The following is a 15,480-nucleotide window of genomic DNA, read 5'->3' as shown; positions in this document are numbered from 1 at the left end:
CCTTTTGAGGCGTGAACAACGCGCGTAGATTCTGGCCCACCAGCAACAAGACGCAACACCCCCAGCAGGTTTCGATCCGATGACCACACCCGTCCGAGCGACAGTGCGACAGTGAAGACATGACCCAGGACTCCGCACACCAGCCCTACGGAACCCCCGAAGTCCCCCGCGTCGCAGTCCGCGGCGAAGCCCGCATCGAAGTCGACCCCGAAATCGCCCGCATCGGCATCACCGTCAGCGCCCGCGGCACCGACCGCCGCACCGCACTCGAAGACCTCACCCGCCGCAACAACACCGTCCTCGACCTCATCAAGAGCTACGGCGACCCCGTCGAAAAGCTCGAAACCGGCGCCTTCTCCATCACCCCCGAACTCACCCGCCACGGCCGCGCCGAACGCATCCGCGCCTACCACGGCCGCGTCCACATCACCGCCGAACTCAGCGACTTCACCACCCTCGGCGAACTCACCACCCGCCTCGCCGACCTCGAACTCACCCAGGTCGACGGCCCCTGGTGGGCCCTGCGCCCCACCTCACCCGCCCACGGACAAGCCCGCCGCCAGGCCGTACTCGAAGCCGTCCAGCGCGCCCGCGAATACGCCGAAGCCCTCGGCGCCGACCTCGCCGCCCTCGTCGAACTCGCCGACCTCGGCGCCGAGAACGCCGCCCCCTTCGCCGCCGCCGGCACAGGCATGCGCACCATGGCCTTCAGCGCCACCGAAGACGCCGGCCCCCCGCCGCTCGACCTCGAACCCCAGCGGCAGACCGTCCACGCACAGGTGAACGCCCGCTTCACCATGACCCCGCCACAACTCTGAAGAACCCACAAAAGAGGCCCCGGGGGTGCTCATCAGAGCACCCCCATGCACATTCAACAGTTGTCAACAACCTTTTGCTCAAAGGTTGTTGAGTGGACACCCGGAAGCGATTACCTACCCGCAGGTAGGGGAATACGCTCGACCCATGCGCCGAGCGAAAATCGTATGTACCCTGGGCCCCGCAACCGACTCATACGACCAGATCAAAGCATTGGTCGAAGCCGGAATGGACATCGCCCGCTTCAACCTCAGCCACGGCACCTACGCCGAACACGAGGAGCGCTACCAGCGCGTACGCAAGGCCTCCGACGAGACCGGCCACAGCGTCGGCATCCTCGCCGACCTTCAAGGCCCGAAGATCCGCCTCGGCCGCTTCCGCGAAGGACCCGTACTCCTTGAACGCGGTGACGAATTCACCATCACCGTCGAAGACCACGAAGGCGACCGCCACACCTGCGGCACCACCTACAAAGGACTCGCCGACGACGTCACCCCCGGCGAACGCATCCTCGTAGACGACGGCCGCGTCACCCTCGAAGTCACCACAGTCGACGGCCCCCGCGTCCACACCCGCGTCATCGAAGGCGGCATGGTCTCCGACCACAAAGGCCTCAACCTCCCCGGAGTAGCCGTCTCCGTCCCCGCCCTCTCCGAAAAAGACATCGAAGACCTCCGCTGGGCCCTGCGCACCGGCGCCGACATCATCGCCCTCTCCTTCGTCCGCAGCGGCCAGGACATCCAAGACGTCCACCGCATCATGGACGAAGAAGGCCGACGCCTCCCCGTCATCGCCAAGATCGAAAAGCCCCAAGCCGTCGAAAACATCGACGACATCGTCGCCGCCTTCGACGGCATCATGGTCGCCCGCGGCGACCTCGGCGTCGAAATGCCCCTCGAACAAGTCCCCATCGTCCAAAAGCGCGCCGTCAAACTCGCCAAGCGCAACGCCAAACCCGTCATCGTCGCCACCCAGATGCTCGACTCGATGATCGACAACTCCCGACCCACCCGCGCCGAAGCAAGCGACGTCGCCAACGCCATCATCGACGGCACCGACGCCGTCATGCTCTCCGGCGAAACCAGCGTCGGCAAATACCCCGTCGAAACCGTCCGCACCATGTCCCGCATCGTCGAAGCCGCCGAAGAAGACATCCTCGCCAAGGGCCTCCCCCCGCTCACCGACCGCAACAAGCCCCGCACCCAAGGCGGAGCCGTCGCCCGAGCCGCCGCCGAAATGGGCGACTTCCTCGACGCCAAATTCCTCGTCGCCTTCACCCAGAGCGGCGACACCGTCCGCCGACTCTCCCGCTACCGCTCACCCATCCCCCTCCTGGCCTTCACCCCCGACCAGGCCACCCGCTCCCAACTCAACCTCACCTGGGGCGTCGAAACCTTCCTCGGCCCCCACGTCGACTCCACCGACGCCATGGTCGCCCAAGTCGAAGAAGAACTCCTGCGCATCGGCCGCTGCGTACCCGGCGACGTCGTCGTCATCACCGCCGGCTCACCCCCCGGCGTCACCGGCTCCACCAACCTCGTCCGCATCCACCACATCGGCGACCCCGTCCACTGACGCACGCGACACACCGCGTCGGGTAACACGCCCGACGCGGTCACCCGCACCTACCAGCCGAACCGACGATCCACCACCGCCGCGAACTCCTCGAACGACAACACCGCATCCCCGTTCGCATCAGCCGCATCGAACAACGCAGACGACGCCCCCGCATCACCCACACCCCAGAACGGCAGCTCCCCCCGCGCAGCCAACGTCGGCCCCTTCGACCGCAACGCCGAAATCACCTCCGCCCGCGTCAGCTCCCCGTCCTCATTCAGGTCGAGCGCATCGAACAACTTCCGGGCCTTCTCACTCATCACGATTCCCTCGTCCATGGATCCCTTGACCTCAACCTAACCTGAGGTCATACGGTCGCCACATGACGATCAAGGAATACCCCCAGCAGCAGCTCGCCGCCCAGCCCATCGGCTACTGGACCCGCGAAGCCGCCAATCTCGTCATCGGCGGCCTCCGCACCGCCCTCGCCGAGGAGAGCCTCACCCAGCCCCACTGGTGGACGCTCAACCACATAGCAGGCACCCCCGGTCAATGGACCCGCCCCGCCCTCACCGAGAAGCTGACCCCCTTCGACGACCAGGACACCGACTTCGAAGCCGTCTACGCCGACCTCACCGCCCGCGGCTGGCTCACCGAAGCCGACGACCGCCTCACCCTCACCGAAGCCGGCGAAGCGGGCCGCATCCGCGCCCACGACCGCAACGCCAAGGTCCACGCAGCGATGCGGGAAGGCATCGACGACGCCGCGTACGCGGCCACCATCAACACCCTCCGCCGCCTCGTGGCCAACCTCGGCGGCAACGGCGACCTCCCGTAACGCCATACTGGGCCCTCACGACCGACACACACGGGGGACCGACCGGATGACCACGCAGCCACCGCACCACGACTGCGAACCCCGCCCCGGCACCTGCCGACTGCCCGACCCGTGGATGTGCGACGTCTTCTACGTCGACGGAAGCCTCCGCGACATCACCGTCACCGACACCGAGGACACGCACTGGCAGCAGGTCCTGCACCACCTCCGCGGCGCCGCCGACCAGCTCACCTGGTACGACGGCGCCGAAGGACGGGACATCGGCCGCAACGACACCGAGGACCCCTTCGCCACCATCGAGGACGGCTACACGGCAAGCCTCGCCGTCCGCTGCGGCCGCACCTGGTTCACGGGCCACCTGCCGGTCGACGGGATCGAATTCTCCCTCTGGCCCGACAACATCGAGGACGGCGCCCACGTCGCCGACGTGCTGCGCTTCCTCACCGAACTGGGCACGGCCTGCGGCCGCCCGGCCGTCCTCACCGCCGAGACCGTCACCGGCCACCACGAGCTGCCGCCCCTGATCACCTACGACCCGTCCACCGGAACCGTCACCCACCTCCGACGCTAGTACTTCGGCCCGATGTGGGCGTCCATGAGCGCGACGGACTCCTTCCGCGCGATGGACACGTTGAACGGATCACTGCCCCGGGCCAGCACGGTCCACCGGACGCCGACCGCGGTGAGCGTGTCCGTGCACAGCCGACGGATGTCGTCGGACTTGTTGGTGAAGAAGTACCGCGGGTACTCGTAGCGCTTGCCGTTGCGGACGGTCCAGTTGGTGACCCGACACCCGTCGGAGTGGATCAGCCCCCGCAGGAACTCCCACGGATGCGCATCGACGATCTCCTGCTGCCACCCCTCAAGCACGATCCGCCGCTCATGCTTCCTGCCGGGCCCGTGCTGCGGGAACAGGCATGGCAGGTGCTTCGAGTACACCTTGATGTTGTGGCATCCGACTCTGCGGACCCGGCACGCCCGATTGAAGGGGAACACTCGGCGCATCGCCTCTTCGGCGCAATCCATCAGCCCCGGCCAAGCGTCATCGCACGTGATCATGAGGTTGGGGACGGCGTGGGCTGAGTATTGACTTATGTGTCCGTCACCCAGATAGAGGCCCAGTAGATAGGCGTATGCGCTGGCATCCAGGGGGCTGCCGTCGCATCGAGGGCAGTCGGGATTATGAGCCCCGGGGCATTCGCCCCGCTTGGCCCGATCCATGTGTTTCCAGTAGCCAACAGTGCCCAGCGGCAAGTTCAGGCGACGTGCGACCTCGGCGTTCCTTGTGCCTTCGCGCAGCAAGGCGAGTGCCGACTGTCGAGTATCGAGGCTGTGCCATTCCATGGAGCCACTGTCGGCGACGACGACTTGCCCTGAGTCGCGAGAAGCGGACGTTCACGCGAAGGTGAACGTCCGCTTTTCGGACAAGTGCCGGGTGCGGGATTCGAACCCGCACGTCCTTTCGGACAGATGTGTTTGAGACATCAGCGTCTGCCATTCCGCCAACCCGGCTAGGTCGCTGGTCGGAGTGTACCGGGTGACCATCGCGCGCTGCAGCTAGGTAGGCTCATCCAAGCAGCAGAGCCCCGCAAAGAGGAGCATCCGTGACCGCCGAGCACGAGTCGACGCCCACGCCCGACGCCGACCAGTCGCACGTTCCGCCGCTGACGACCCGCGTCGTCATCGCCGAGGACGAGGCGCTCATCCGTCTCGATCTGAAAGAGATGCTCGAAGAAGAGGGCTACTCCGTAGTCGGCGAGGCCGGCGACGGCCAGACGGCCGTCGAGCTCGCCCGTGAGCACCGTCCCGACCTGGTGATCCTGGACGTGAAGATGCCCGTCCTGGACGGGATCTCCGCGGCCGAGAAGATCGCGGAGGAGTCCATCGCGCCCGTCCTGATGCTCACCGCGTTCTCGCAGCGCGACCTCGTCGAGCGAGCCCGGGACGCCGGGGCCATGGCGTACCTGGTGAAGCCGTTCAGCAAGAGCGACGTCGTTCCCGCCATCGAGATGGCCGTGTCCCGCTTCGCGGAGCTGCGTGCGCTGGAGCAGGAGGTCGCGGACCTCTCGCAGCGGCTGGAGACCCGCAAGCTGGTGGACCGGGCGAAGAGCATCCTGCAGACGCAGTACGGCCTGACGGAGCCCGCGGCCTTCCGCTGGATCCAGAAGTCGTCCATGGACCGCCGGATGTCCATGCAGCAGGTCGCCGAGGTGGTCATCGAGGACGCCGAGGCGAAGAAGAAGGAGAGCGGCAAATAGCAGCCGCCCCCGGACATGCGTGAGGCCCGCCTCCCCCCGAGGGGAGGCGGGCCTCACACGTGGTGTCAGTCCTCGCCGAGGTAGGCCTTGCGGACGTCCTCGTTGTGGAGGAGGTCGCGGCCGGTGCCGGAGAGAACGATCTTGCCGATCTCCATCACGTGCGCGCTGTCGGAGAGCGAGAGCGCCGCCTGGGCGTTCTGCTCGACGAGCAGGATGGTCATGCCCGTCGCCTTGAGTTCCTTGATCGTCGCCATGATCTTCTGCATCATCAGCGGGGACAGGCCCATGGAGGGCTCGTCGAGCATCAGGAGCTTGGGGCGGGACATGAGCGCGCGGCCCATGGCGAGCATCTGCTGCTCGCCGCCCGAGAGGGTGCCGGCGGCCTGCTTGCGGCGTTCGCCCAGGATGGGGAACATCTCGTAGGCGCGCTGGACGTCCTTCTCGATTCCCTCCTTGTCGGTGCGCAGGAAGGCGCCGAGCTGGAGGTTTTCGGCGATCGTCAGCCGGGGGAAGATGTGGCGTCCCTCGGGGGAGTGGGCGAGGCCCAGGGAGACGATCTTGTGGGCGGGGACGGCGGCCAGGGGCTGGCCGTCGAAGGTGATGGTGCCGCTCTTGGGCTTGATGAGCCCGGAGAGGGTGCGCAGGGTGGTCGTCTTGCCGGCGCCGTTGGTGCCGACGAGGCAGACGATTTCGCCTTCGTTGACTTCGAAGGAGATTCCCTTGACGGCTTCGATCTTGCCGTAGGCGACCTTGAGGTCTTCGACCTTGAGCAGTGCGGTCACTTGGTCTCTCCTTCCGTGCTGGTGGTGCGGGTGGTGCTGTCCGCGTCGGTGTCCGTGGACTCCGTGTCGGTGCCGGCGTCGGTGTCCGGGTCGGCGTCGGTGTCCGTGGTGGACTCCGTGTCGGCCTGGGCCTCGGGCTCGGTGGTCTCCGGCGCGGCTTCTGCCTCGGCGGTGGCCTCGGCCTCGGGCTCGGCTTCCGGCGCGGTGGCGGGCGAGGTCTCCGCGGCGGCTTCGGCGGCGGCTTCGGCTGCCTCGACCTCGGCGACTTCGGCTGCGCCCGGGTCGCCCTCGAAGGGCTCGCCGAGGTAGGCGGCGATGACGCGCTCGTCGCCCTGGACCTCGGATGCGGTGCCCTCGATGAGCTTCTCGCCCTGGACGAGGCAGGCGACGCGGTCGCAGAGGTTGAAGATGAAGCGCATGTCGTGCTCGATGACGAGGACGGCGATGCCCATGTCGCGGATGGCGAAGATGAGTTCTTCGGCAGCGCGGGTTTCCTGCGGGTTCATGCCGGCGGTGGGCTCGTCCAGGAGGATGAGGCCGGGGTCGCTGGCGAGGGCGCGGGCGATTTCCAGCTTGCGCTGTTCGCCGTAGGGGAGGTTCTTGGCCAGGTGCTGGGCCTTGTTCTCCAGGCCGATGAACTCGAGGAGTTCCATGGCGCGGGCTTCGCTGGCGGCTTCGGCCTTCTTGAAGCCGGGGCCGCGCAGGAGTGCGGACCAGAGGCCTTCCTTGGTGCGGGTGTGGCGTCCGACGAGGACGTTTTCCAGCACGGTCATGTTGTGGAAGAGCCGGATGTTCTGGAAGGTGCGGGCGATGCCGGCCTCGGTGACCTTGTGGGGCTTGGGAGGCAGGACGGTGCCCTTGTAGCGGACGCTGCCCTCGGTGGGGACGTAGAGCCCGGTGAGGCAGTTGAAGAAGGTCGTCTTGCCGGCGCCGTTGGGGCCGATGAGTCCGACGATCTCGCCCGCGTTGACCGTGAGGTCGACGCCCTTGACGGCGGTGAGGCCGCCGAAGCGCATGGTGACGCCGCTGGCTTGGAGAACCGTGGTCTTGGTGGTGGTGTCAGTGGTGGTCGTCATGTCGTTCACGCCCCCGCCTTGGCGGTGGCCAGGTCCGTGGGGGCCTGGTCAGCGGTGTCGTCGTGGAACTCGAGCTGCGCGCGCTTGTTGGCGATGAGGCCTTCGGGGCGGAAGCGCATGAGCAGGATGAGGGCGATGCCGAAGGCGAGGAGCTGGTAGTCCTGGAGGAAGGCCAGCTTCGCCGGGATGAGGAAGAGGAGTGCGGCGCCGAGGATGGGGCCGCGGATGGTGCCCATGCCGCCGAGGATGACGGCGGCGAGGAGGAACGCGGAGTTCGGCGGGACGGGCCCGGCGAAGACGTAGTTCTCGGGGACGACCGTGCTGTTGACGTGTGCCTGGACGGTGCCGGCGAGGCCGGCGAGGGTGGCGCCGAGGGCGAAGGCGATGAGCTTGACCTTGAAGCCGTTGATGCCCATGGCTTCGGCGGCGGTCTCGTCTTCGCGGATGGCGACCCAGGCGCGGCCGATGCGGCTGCTGCCGGCTCGGGCGAAGACCACGATGACCAGGGCCATCACGAGCAGCATCAGGAAGTAGTAGTTGGCGTAGGCGCCGAGGACGATGCCGCCGACGTTGTGGGACTCCCCGAAGTTCCACCCGAAGATTTCGAGGTGGGGGATGTTGGGGATGCCGTTGGGGCCGTTGGTGATGTCCGGGCCGGAGGTGCCGTCGAGGTTGCCCATGGCGATGCGGAAGATTTCTCCGAAGCCGAGGGTGACGATGGCGAGGTAGTCGCCGCGCAGGCGCAGGGTGGGGGCTCCGATGACCACGCCGAAGATGAGCGAGGCGAGGGCGCCGACGATGACCGCTGCCCAGAAGGGGAGGTGGATGCCGAAGGCGGATGCGGTGCTTCCGGAGACCAGGGCTGCGGCGTAGGCGCCGACGCCGAGGAAGGCGACGTAGCCGAGGTCGAGGAGGCCGGCGAGGCCGACGACGACGTTGAGGCCGAGGGCGACGGTCGCGAAGATGAGGATGTTGACCGCGATGAGCGTGTAGGTGTCGCCGCTCTGCTGGATGAACGGGAAGGCGATCGCTGCGGCGGCGCTTCCGAGGAGGGTGACCTGACGGTGCTTGGCGGTGATGCCGCCGAGGCGCGCGAAGAGGCCGGCCTTGTTCAGGGCGAGGGCGGCGAAGCCGACGGTGATGAGGTAGGCGACGAAGAGCTGCGGTTCTTTGTCATCGGTGTCGATGCCGAAGGTGATGACGAAGAGGCCGAGGGCGAAGACGCCGGTGACGATGAGGATTTCGGCCCAGGAGGGCAGCTGCTTGGCGGGGGCTGCCTTGCGGGTGTCGTCCGGGAGCTTGTGTGCGGCGAGGACGGGGATGACCGAGCCGACGAGGGCGACGTACGCGCCGGGTTCGAGGTTGATCACGCCGCCGAGGACGACGGTGATGGCCAGGACCGTGAACCAGGTGGCGGCGAGGTTGCCGAGGGCCAGGAACCAGATGGCCTTGCGGGAGCCGGTGGGGGCGAGCCAGCCGAGGCCCTTGACGCCGAGTGCGGAGAGCGCGTAGGCGAGGGTGAGGGCGGCTCCGGCGAGGGTGACGAACTGGAGGCCGGCGGGGCTTCCGTAGTAGGTCAGGTCGCCGGGGAATTCGGCGGTCCACGTCCACGCGAGGAAGGCGCTGACGATGGTGAGGAGGCTGCCGCCGATGACTGCGTAGAGGAGCGTGGTGGGCGCGGGGCCCTGCTTGACCGTTTCGGTCTGCGGGGTGGTGATGGTGGTCATGGTTCTCACGCCCGATCCGCGACGCGCTCACCGAGCAGGCCTTGTGGCCGCACGAGGAGGACGACGATGAGGAGTACGAACGCCCAGACGTTGGACCAGGCTCCACCGCCGAGCTGCTGCATGCCGGGGATCTCTTCGATGTAGGCGATCGAGAGGGCTTCGGCGAGTCCGAGGACGACGCCGCCGACCATGGCTCCGTAGATGTTGCCGATGCCGCCGAGGACGGCTGCGGTGAAGGCCTTGAGGCCGAGGATGAAGCCCATCTCGAAGTTGATCTGGCCCTTGTCGAGGCCGTAGGCGACGGCTGCGACTGCGGCGAACGCGGCACCGATGGCGAAGGCCATGACGATGATGCGGTCGGTGTTGATGCCCATCAGCTTCGCGGTGTCGGGGTCCTGCGCGGTGGCCTGCATGGCGCGGCCGCTGCGGCTCTTCTGGACGAAGACGCCGAGGGCGAGCATGCAGAGGGGGGCGAGGATGAGGACGAAGAGGTCCGCGCGCTGGATGGCCAGGCCATCGGTGATCTTGAAGGCTGCGCCCTTGAATTCGGGGAAGCTGACGGCCTTCTTGGCGTCCGGGTAGAACTGCCAGACGAGCTGCTGGAGCGCGATCGAGAGGCCGATTGCGGTGATGAGGGGTGCGAGCCGGGGGGCGCTGCGCAGGGGGCGGTAGGCGAAGCGTTCGGCTGCGCAGGCCACGGCGACGGAGCAGATGGCGCCGCCGACGATCATGACGGGTATCGCGATCAGCAGGGAGGTGCCGGTCGGGAGGATGGCGTAGGCGGTGAGCGCGCCGAAGCCGCCGATCATGAAGATCTCGCCGTGGGCGAAGTTGATGAGCTGGACGATGCCGTAGACCATGGTGTACCCGATGGCGATGAGGCCATAGAGAGCACCGAGGGCCAGGCCGTTGGCCAGCTGTTGCGGCAGTTCGTGCACCGCAGGGCCTCCGATGAGCGTGTCGGATAAGACTCCGCGCGAGGGCGCTGTTTGCGCCCTCGCGCGGCGGATGGTTCAGGTGTTACGGGTGGTGCTGAGGACTACCGGCTTACTGGTTGAAGGTGTCGCTCTTGACGTCGACCCACTTGCCGCCCTCGACCTTGTAGACGGTGAGCTGCTTGTTGGTGGTGTCGCCGTACTCGTCGAAGGCGACCTTGCCGGTCACGCCTTCGAAGGAGACCTTGCCGAGCGCCTCGACGACCTTGGCGCGGGCGTCGGTGGGCAGCTTGCCGCTGTTGGCGGCGGCGACGGCCTTGACGGCCTGGACGACGGCCCAGCCGGCGTCGTAGGAGTAGCCACCGTAGGCGGCGTACGGGTCCTTGTAGCCCTCGGCCTTGTAGTCCTCGATGAACTTCTTGGCGGTGTCCAGCTTCTCGACCGGGTAGCCGATGGAGGTGGCGAGGTCGCCCTCGTTGGCCTCACCGGAGGCGCTGATGAAGGCCGGGTCCTGGATGCCGTCGCCGCCCATGAGGGGGATGTTGGCGCCGGTCTTCTTGATCTGGTCGGCGAGCAGGCCGCCCTCGGGGTACTGGCCGCCGAAGTAGACGGAGTCGGCGCCGGAGGACTTGACCTTGTCGGCGGTGGAGGAGAAGTCGGTCTCCTTCACGGTGACGTGGTCGGTGCCGACGACCTCTCCGCCGAGCTTCTTGAACTCGTCGGCGAAGATCGCGGCGAGGCCGGCGCCGTAGGTCTGCTTGTCGTCGACGATGAAGACCTTCTTCTTGCCGGCGTCCTTGAAGAGGTACTGGGCGGCGAACTTGCCCTGGACCACGTCGGTGGCGGCGGTGCGGAAGTAGGTCTTGAAGCCGCGCTTGAACTCGCCCTTGCCCCAGTTGTCGCCCTGGCTGAGCGAGGGGTTGGTGTTGGCGGGCGAGACCTGCGCCAGGTTGGCGGAGGCGAAGACGCCCTGCATCTGCTGGGCGACGCCGGAGTTCAGCGGGCCGACGACGCCGAGGACGTCCTTGTTGCCGACGAGCTTGGTGGCGTTGGCCTGACCGGAGGCGGGGACCGCCTGGTCGTCGAGGGCCTCGACCTTGAACTCGATTCCGGGGACCTCGTTGTTCTTGTTGGCCGTCTTGGCCGCGAGGTCGACGGAGTTCTTGATGCCCTGGCCGAGCGCGGAGAGCGAGCCGGTGAGCGGGGCGTCCACGCCGATGACGACGACGGTCTTCTTGCCGCCGCCGTTGTCCTTGGAGTCTCCGTCGCGCGATCCGCAAGCGGTGAGGGTCAGTGCTCCCGTGGTGATCACGGTGGTGAGGACGAGCAAAGAACGGTGTCGCACGATTCTTCCTTTCCCTGGCGCGGCTGCCTCGTGAGAGGTGCCGTTGGGTCGCCGGGCCGCACTGGGAGGTCCACGGCCGTGCTGATTCGCGCCCTGCGGCGCGGTGACTGGCCGTGACTCTAGGCCCGAGGTGGCGAGCACGGGGAGCAGGGAAAGGAGGATGTGACGCTCTTGTTATGCCAAGGCCAAGAATGTGTGGCGGGAGTGTGGACAAATCGGACGTTTTCTTACCTTGGTGGGTGTCCGCATCGTGAGAATTACCTGTTCTTCTAAGGGGCTTGAGGCCTCCATGCACCTGTCTTAGATCATTTTCGGCCGAATGTGGCTGCGCGTGCCCAAAAGAATCCTGCGAGTGGTCTTTCTTAAGGGAAAAGGCGGATTAGGACCCTGATGGGCATTACGCAGGGTGACGGTCAAGGCCTCGCTTTCGGATGCGAGTGGATCTTGCCCGAGTGGTGGCACGGTCCCCCACCTGCGGTTCGGTCGTACGGGGGGATCTGACCGGAAGCCGGACAGCGCGCTCGGGAATGCGGTGATGCCGGTCACGTCGGGGGCCGCCAGTTCTCCGAGCTCGCCGTCGCGCCGTCCTGTTCGGCGCAGCGCTGGGCCACGAACCGGTCGATCAACTCAAGTGCCTTGTCCCGTCCGGCAGTTCGCTCCTCCGTGCGGCCCGCGGCGACCGCGTCCTCGTGGATCGCGTACTGGCCGTTCGACAGGCCCTTCTGTTCCCAGTCGAGACCGGACCACTTGGTGCCCAGGAGGGTCTCCTTCGCCCAGTACGACACGAGGTCCGTGCAGACCTGTACGGGCGAGGGAGGGGCGCTGGAGGACGCGGCGGAAGGGCCGGTGGAGGGAGTCCCGGAGCCCGCCGCGGAGGGTGGTGCGGAGGATGAGCATCCGGCCAGGGCGAGCGCCGCGAGCAGGATGTGGGCGGCGTACCGGGCCGTGCGTGGCATGGTCCCCATGAGGGGAAGGTAGGCGGTCACCATCGGTGACACAACAGGTGTCGCCGCGCAGCGTGCGGAGTGGCGGATTCCGGGCGGTTGCGGGCGCGACCCGTCCGATAACGGGCGCAGGCCCGGATGCGCCGCCGTGCGGGGCGGGATCCGGGCCTGTGGGGTGGCGCGGGCGGCCGGGCCGGGCCGCCGGGTCAGGCCTGGGCGGGAGCCTCGGAGGCGGCCGCGACGGCCTGGTCGACGTCCCGCAGCAGGCAGGTCAGGCGGGCGGTGCAGATCCGCTTGTCCTGCTCGTCGGTGATGACGATCTCGAAGGTGGTCGTCGAGCGGCCGCGGTGCACGGGGGTGGCGACGCCGGTGACGATGCCGCTGCGGGCGCCCCGGTGGTGGGTGCAGTTCAGGTCCACGCCGACGGCGATCTTGGTGATGCCGCCGTGCATCATGGCGCCGATCGAGCCGAGGGTCTCGGCCAGGACGGCGGAGGCCCCGCCGTGCAGCAGCCCGTACGGCTGGGTGTTGCCCTCGACGGGCATGGTGGCGACGACGCGGTCGGCCGAGGCCTCCAGGATGCGGATGTCCATCCGCTCGCCGAGGTGCCCCGCCGAGAACAGCGCGGGCAGGTCGATGCCCAGCGCCGCGTACTCGTCGAGCACCTCCTGCGGGAACTTCACTACGTGCTGCTCGCCCATGGTCAGGCTCCGTTCGTCAACGCTCGTTAACCATCTTGTCCTGAGGTCGTTCTATCAGGCCGGTTCGAAGCGCACGACGACGGACTTGCTGGCCGGGGTGTTACTGGTGTCCGCCGTCGAGTCCAGCGGCACCAGCACATTGGTCTCCGGGTAGTACGCGGCCGCGCAGCCGCGGGCGGTCGGGTAGTACACGACGCGGAAGCCGGGCGCGCGCCGCTCCACTCCGTCCTTCCACTCGCTCACCAGGTCCGCGTACGAGCCGTCGGCCAGGCCCAGCTCGGCCGCGTCGGCCGGGTTCACCATCACGACGCGGCGGCCGCCGGTGATGCCGCGGTAGCGGTCGTCGAGGCCGTAGATCGTGGTGTTGTACTGGTCGTGGCTGCGCAGGGTCTGCAGCAGCAGCCGCCCCGCCGGGACGCGCGGGTACTCCACGGGTGCGGCGGTGAAGTTGGCCTTGCCGGTCTTCGTCGGGAAGCGGCGCTCGTCGCGCGGGGCGTGCGGGAGCTGGAAGCCGCCCGGGCGGGCCACCCTGGCGTTGAAGTCCTCGAAGCCGGGGATCACGCGGGAGATCCGCTCGCGGATCGAGGCGTAGTCGCGCTCGAACTCCTCCCACGGGGTCGCGGAGGCCGGACCGAGGACGGCGCGGGCCATCCGGGCCACGATCGCCGGCTCGGACAGCAGGTGCGGGGAGGCGGGGGCGAGGTTGCCGCGGGAGGCGTGGACCATGCCCATGGAGTCCTCGACGGTCACGAACTGCTTGCCGGCCGCCTGGACGTCCTTGTCGGTACGGCCGAGGGTGGGCAGGATCAGGGCCCGCCGGCCGGTGACCGCGTGGGAGCGGTTGAGCTTGGTGGAGACGTGCACGGTCAGGGAGGCGCGGCGGATCGCGGCCTCGGTGACCTCGGTGTCGGGGGTGGCGCCGACGAAGTTGCCGCCCATCGCGAAGAGGACCTTGGCCTTGCCGTCGCGCAGCGCCTGGATGGAGCGGACCACGTCGTAGCCGTGCCCGCGGGGCGAGGTGATGCCGAATTCCCTGTCGAGGGCGTCGAGGAAGGCGGGCGCGGGGCGTTCGAAGATCCCCATGGTGCGGTCGCCCTGCACGTTGGAGTGGCCGCGGACGGGGCAGACGCCGGCGCCGGGGCGGCCGATGTTGCCGCGCAGCAGCAGGAGGTTGACGACCTCGCGGATGGTGGCGACGGCGTGCTTGTGCTGGGTGAGGCCCATGGCCCAGCAGACGATGGTGCGCTTCGAGGCCAGGATCATGGCCAGCGCCCGCTCGATCTCGGGGCGGGTCAGGCCCGTCGCGGTGAGGGTCTCGTCCCAGTCGGCGTCCTTCGCGGCGGCCGCGAGCTCCTCGTAGCCGTGGGTGTGCTCGCGGATGAAGGCCTCGTCGGTGGCGCCCTCGGTCTGGATGACGAGCTTGTTGAGGAGGCGGAAGAGGGCCTGGTCGCCGCCGATGCGGATCTGCAGGAAGAGGTCGTTGAGGGCGGTGCCCCTGAGCATGCCGACCGGGTTCTGCGGGTTCTTGAACCGCTCCATCCCGGCCTCGGGCAGCGGGTTCACCGAGATGATCCGTGCGCCGGCGGACTTGGCCTTCTCCAGGGCGGAGAGCATGCGCGGGTGGTTGGTGCCCGGGTTCTGCCCGGCGACGATGATCAGGTCGGCCTGGTGGAGGTCTTCGAGGGAGACGCTGCCCTTGCCGATGCCGATGGTCTGCGTCAGGGCGGAGCCCGAGGACTCGTGGCACATGTTGGAGCAGTCGGGCAGGTTGTTGGTGCCGAACTCGCGGGCGAAGAGCTGGAAGAGGAACGCGGCCTCGTTGCTGGTGCGGCCCGAGGTGTAGAAGAGGGCCTCGTCGGGGGAGTCGAGGGCGGTCAGTTCCTCGGCGATGATCGCGAAGGCCTTCTCCCAGCTGACCGGCTCGTACCGGTCGCCGCCGCCCGGCAGGGCCCCGCTCTCCAGGAGCATGGGCTGGGTGATGCGGCCCTGCTGGCCCAGCCAGTAGCCGGAACGCGTGGCCAGGTCGGCCAGCGGGTGCGCGGCGAAGAACTCGGGGGTGACCCGGCGCAGCGTGGCCTCCTCCGCGACGGCCTTGGCGCCGTTCTCGCAGAATTCGGCCGTGTGCCGCTTGTCGCCCTCGGGCCAGGCGCAGCCCGGGCAGTCGAAGCCGTCCTTCTGGTTGACCTTGAGCAGGGTGCGGGCGGTGCGGGCCACGCCCATCTGCTGCTGCGCGATCCTCAGGGTGTGCCCGATCGCGGGCAGGCCGGCGGCCGCGTGCTTCGGGGGTGCGACCTGCGGTGCGTCCTGTACCGGATCACCTGCGGGCGGCTTCGTGGCCATGACGTTCCCCTTTGAACAGTCGTGTCGTACAGAACGATCCTGTCACGTCCGGCTGACATCGCCGACGCCGGAATTGTCAGCGGGGGCGCCTAGGATCGGGGGCGTGGCAGATTCATCAGCGAAGAAGACCGACCAGCCGCCCGCAGCGGACCGTCCCCGCC

General features: G+C 68.1%; 15 protein-coding genes and 1 tRNA gene. 5 read left to right on the top strand and 11 right to left on the bottom strand.

The window, feature by feature from the left end; translation table 11 throughout:
* Positions 1–119: 119 nt before the first annotated feature.
* Both ACGFZK_RS36355 and pyk read left to right on the top strand, forming a co-directional pair.
* Complete coding sequence (locus tag ACGFZK_RS36355) at positions 120–818, top strand: SIMPL domain-containing protein (protein ID WP_393853106.1); 699 nt, start codon at positions 120–122, stop codon at positions 816–818.
* Between the two features lie 145 nt (positions 819–963).
* Positions 964–2,391 (top strand): pyruvate kinase, encoded by a 1,428-nt coding sequence (pyk, locus tag ACGFZK_RS36350; RefSeq protein WP_393853105.1) that lies wholly within the window; start codon positions 964–966, stop codon positions 2,389–2,391.
* A 50-nt stretch (positions 2,392–2,441) separates the two neighbouring features.
* Here pyk and ACGFZK_RS36345 read toward each other — a convergent pair whose 3' ends face one another.
* Positions 2,442–2,693 carry an EF-hand domain-containing protein gene (locus ACGFZK_RS36345; protein WP_393853121.1) on the bottom strand — a complete coding sequence of 84 codons (252 nt, stop codon included), beginning with the start codon at positions 2,691–2,693 and terminating at the stop codon, positions 2,442–2,444.
* 62 nt (positions 2,694–2,755) lie between these two features.
* Here ACGFZK_RS36345 and ACGFZK_RS36340 point away from each other — a divergent pair, with 62 nt between their 5' ends.
* On the top strand, positions 2,756–3,211 hold the full coding sequence (locus ACGFZK_RS36340; RefSeq protein ID WP_393853104.1) for a MarR family transcriptional regulator: 456 nt from the start codon (positions 2,756–2,758) through the stop codon (positions 3,209–3,211).
* 46 nt (positions 3,212–3,257) lie between these two features.
* The gene (locus tag ACGFZK_RS36335; protein WP_393853103.1) at positions 3,258–3,782 is read left to right on the top strand and encodes a hypothetical protein; all 525 of its coding nucleotides are present in this window, start codon (positions 3,258–3,260) and stop codon (positions 3,780–3,782) included.
* Here ACGFZK_RS36335 and ACGFZK_RS36330 read toward each other — a convergent pair.
* Both ACGFZK_RS36330 and ACGFZK_RS36325 read right to left on the bottom strand, forming a co-directional pair.
* Positions 3,779–4,555: a helix-turn-helix domain-containing protein gene (locus ACGFZK_RS36330; protein ID WP_393853102.1), complete on the bottom strand. Its 777-nt coding sequence runs from the start codon at positions 4,553–4,555 to the stop codon at positions 3,779–3,781. The two genes, ACGFZK_RS36335 and ACGFZK_RS36330, sit on opposite strands and share 4 nt — an antisense overlap.
* An 85-nt stretch (positions 4,556–4,640) precedes the next feature.
* Positions 4,641–4,723: transfer RNA gene (locus ACGFZK_RS36325), tRNA-Leu, on the bottom strand.
* Between the two features lie 92 nt (positions 4,724–4,815).
* Here ACGFZK_RS36325 and ACGFZK_RS36320 point away from each other — a divergent pair.
* On the top strand, positions 4,816–5,469 hold the full coding sequence (locus tag ACGFZK_RS36320; RefSeq protein WP_030008501.1) for an ANTAR domain-containing response regulator: 654 nt from the start codon (positions 4,816–4,818) through the stop codon (positions 5,467–5,469).
* Positions 5,470–5,534: 65 nt separating this feature from the next.
* Here the strand turns inward: ACGFZK_RS36320 and ACGFZK_RS36315 are convergent, their stop codons facing one another.
* The 8 genes from ACGFZK_RS36315 to ACGFZK_RS36280 all read right to left on the bottom strand — a co-directional run bounded on the left by ACGFZK_RS36315 (position 5,535) and on the right by ACGFZK_RS36280 (position 15,319).
* Positions 5,535–6,251, bottom strand: coding sequence for an ABC transporter ATP-binding protein (locus ACGFZK_RS36315; protein WP_393853101.1), 717 nt, complete (start codon positions 6,249–6,251; stop codon positions 5,535–5,537).
* Positions 6,248–7,327, bottom strand: coding sequence for an ABC transporter ATP-binding protein (locus tag ACGFZK_RS36310; RefSeq protein ID WP_393853120.1), 1,080 nt, complete (start codon positions 7,325–7,327; stop codon positions 6,248–6,250). The genes ACGFZK_RS36315 and ACGFZK_RS36310 overlap by 4 nt, the downstream gene beginning before the upstream one ends.
* A gap of 5 nt (positions 7,328–7,332) precedes the next feature.
* Entirely contained in the window at positions 7,333–9,054 is a 1,722-nt protein-coding gene (locus ACGFZK_RS36305; RefSeq protein ID WP_393853119.1) for a branched-chain amino acid ABC transporter permease, read from the bottom strand.
* Positions 9,055–9,059: 5 nt separating this feature from the next.
* Positions 9,060–9,992, bottom strand: coding sequence for a branched-chain amino acid ABC transporter permease (locus tag ACGFZK_RS36300; protein WP_052876635.1), 933 nt, complete (start codon positions 9,990–9,992; stop codon positions 9,060–9,062).
* A gap of 109 nt (positions 9,993–10,101) precedes the next feature.
* Entirely contained in the window at positions 10,102–11,334 is a 1,233-nt protein-coding gene (locus ACGFZK_RS36295) for a branched-chain amino acid ABC transporter substrate-binding protein (protein WP_393853100.1), read from the bottom strand.
* A 542-nt stretch (positions 11,335–11,876) separates the two neighbouring features.
* On the bottom strand, positions 11,877–12,299 hold the full coding sequence (locus tag ACGFZK_RS36290) for a hypothetical protein (protein ID WP_393853099.1): 423 nt from the start codon (positions 12,297–12,299) through the stop codon (positions 11,877–11,879).
* Positions 12,300–12,484: 185 nt separating this feature from the next.
* Positions 12,485–12,979, bottom strand: a complete 495-nt coding sequence (locus ACGFZK_RS36285; RefSeq protein ID WP_393853098.1) for a PaaI family thioesterase — start codon at positions 12,977–12,979, stop codon at positions 12,485–12,487.
* Between the two features lie 54 nt (positions 12,980–13,033).
* On the bottom strand, positions 13,034–15,319 hold the full coding sequence (locus ACGFZK_RS36280; RefSeq protein WP_393853097.1) for an FdhF/YdeP family oxidoreductase: 2,286 nt from the start codon (positions 15,317–15,319) through the stop codon (positions 13,034–13,036).
* Positions 15,320–15,480 lie beyond the last annotated feature (161 nt).

Source organism: Streptomyces sp. NPDC048257, assembly GCF_043201855.1.
Taxonomy (GTDB): domain Bacteria; phylum Actinomycetota; class Actinomycetes; order Streptomycetales; family Streptomycetaceae; genus Streptomyces.
The sequence above is the reverse complement of the archived record's forward strand: the minus strand, read 5'-3'. Positions and strand labels throughout refer to the sequence as shown.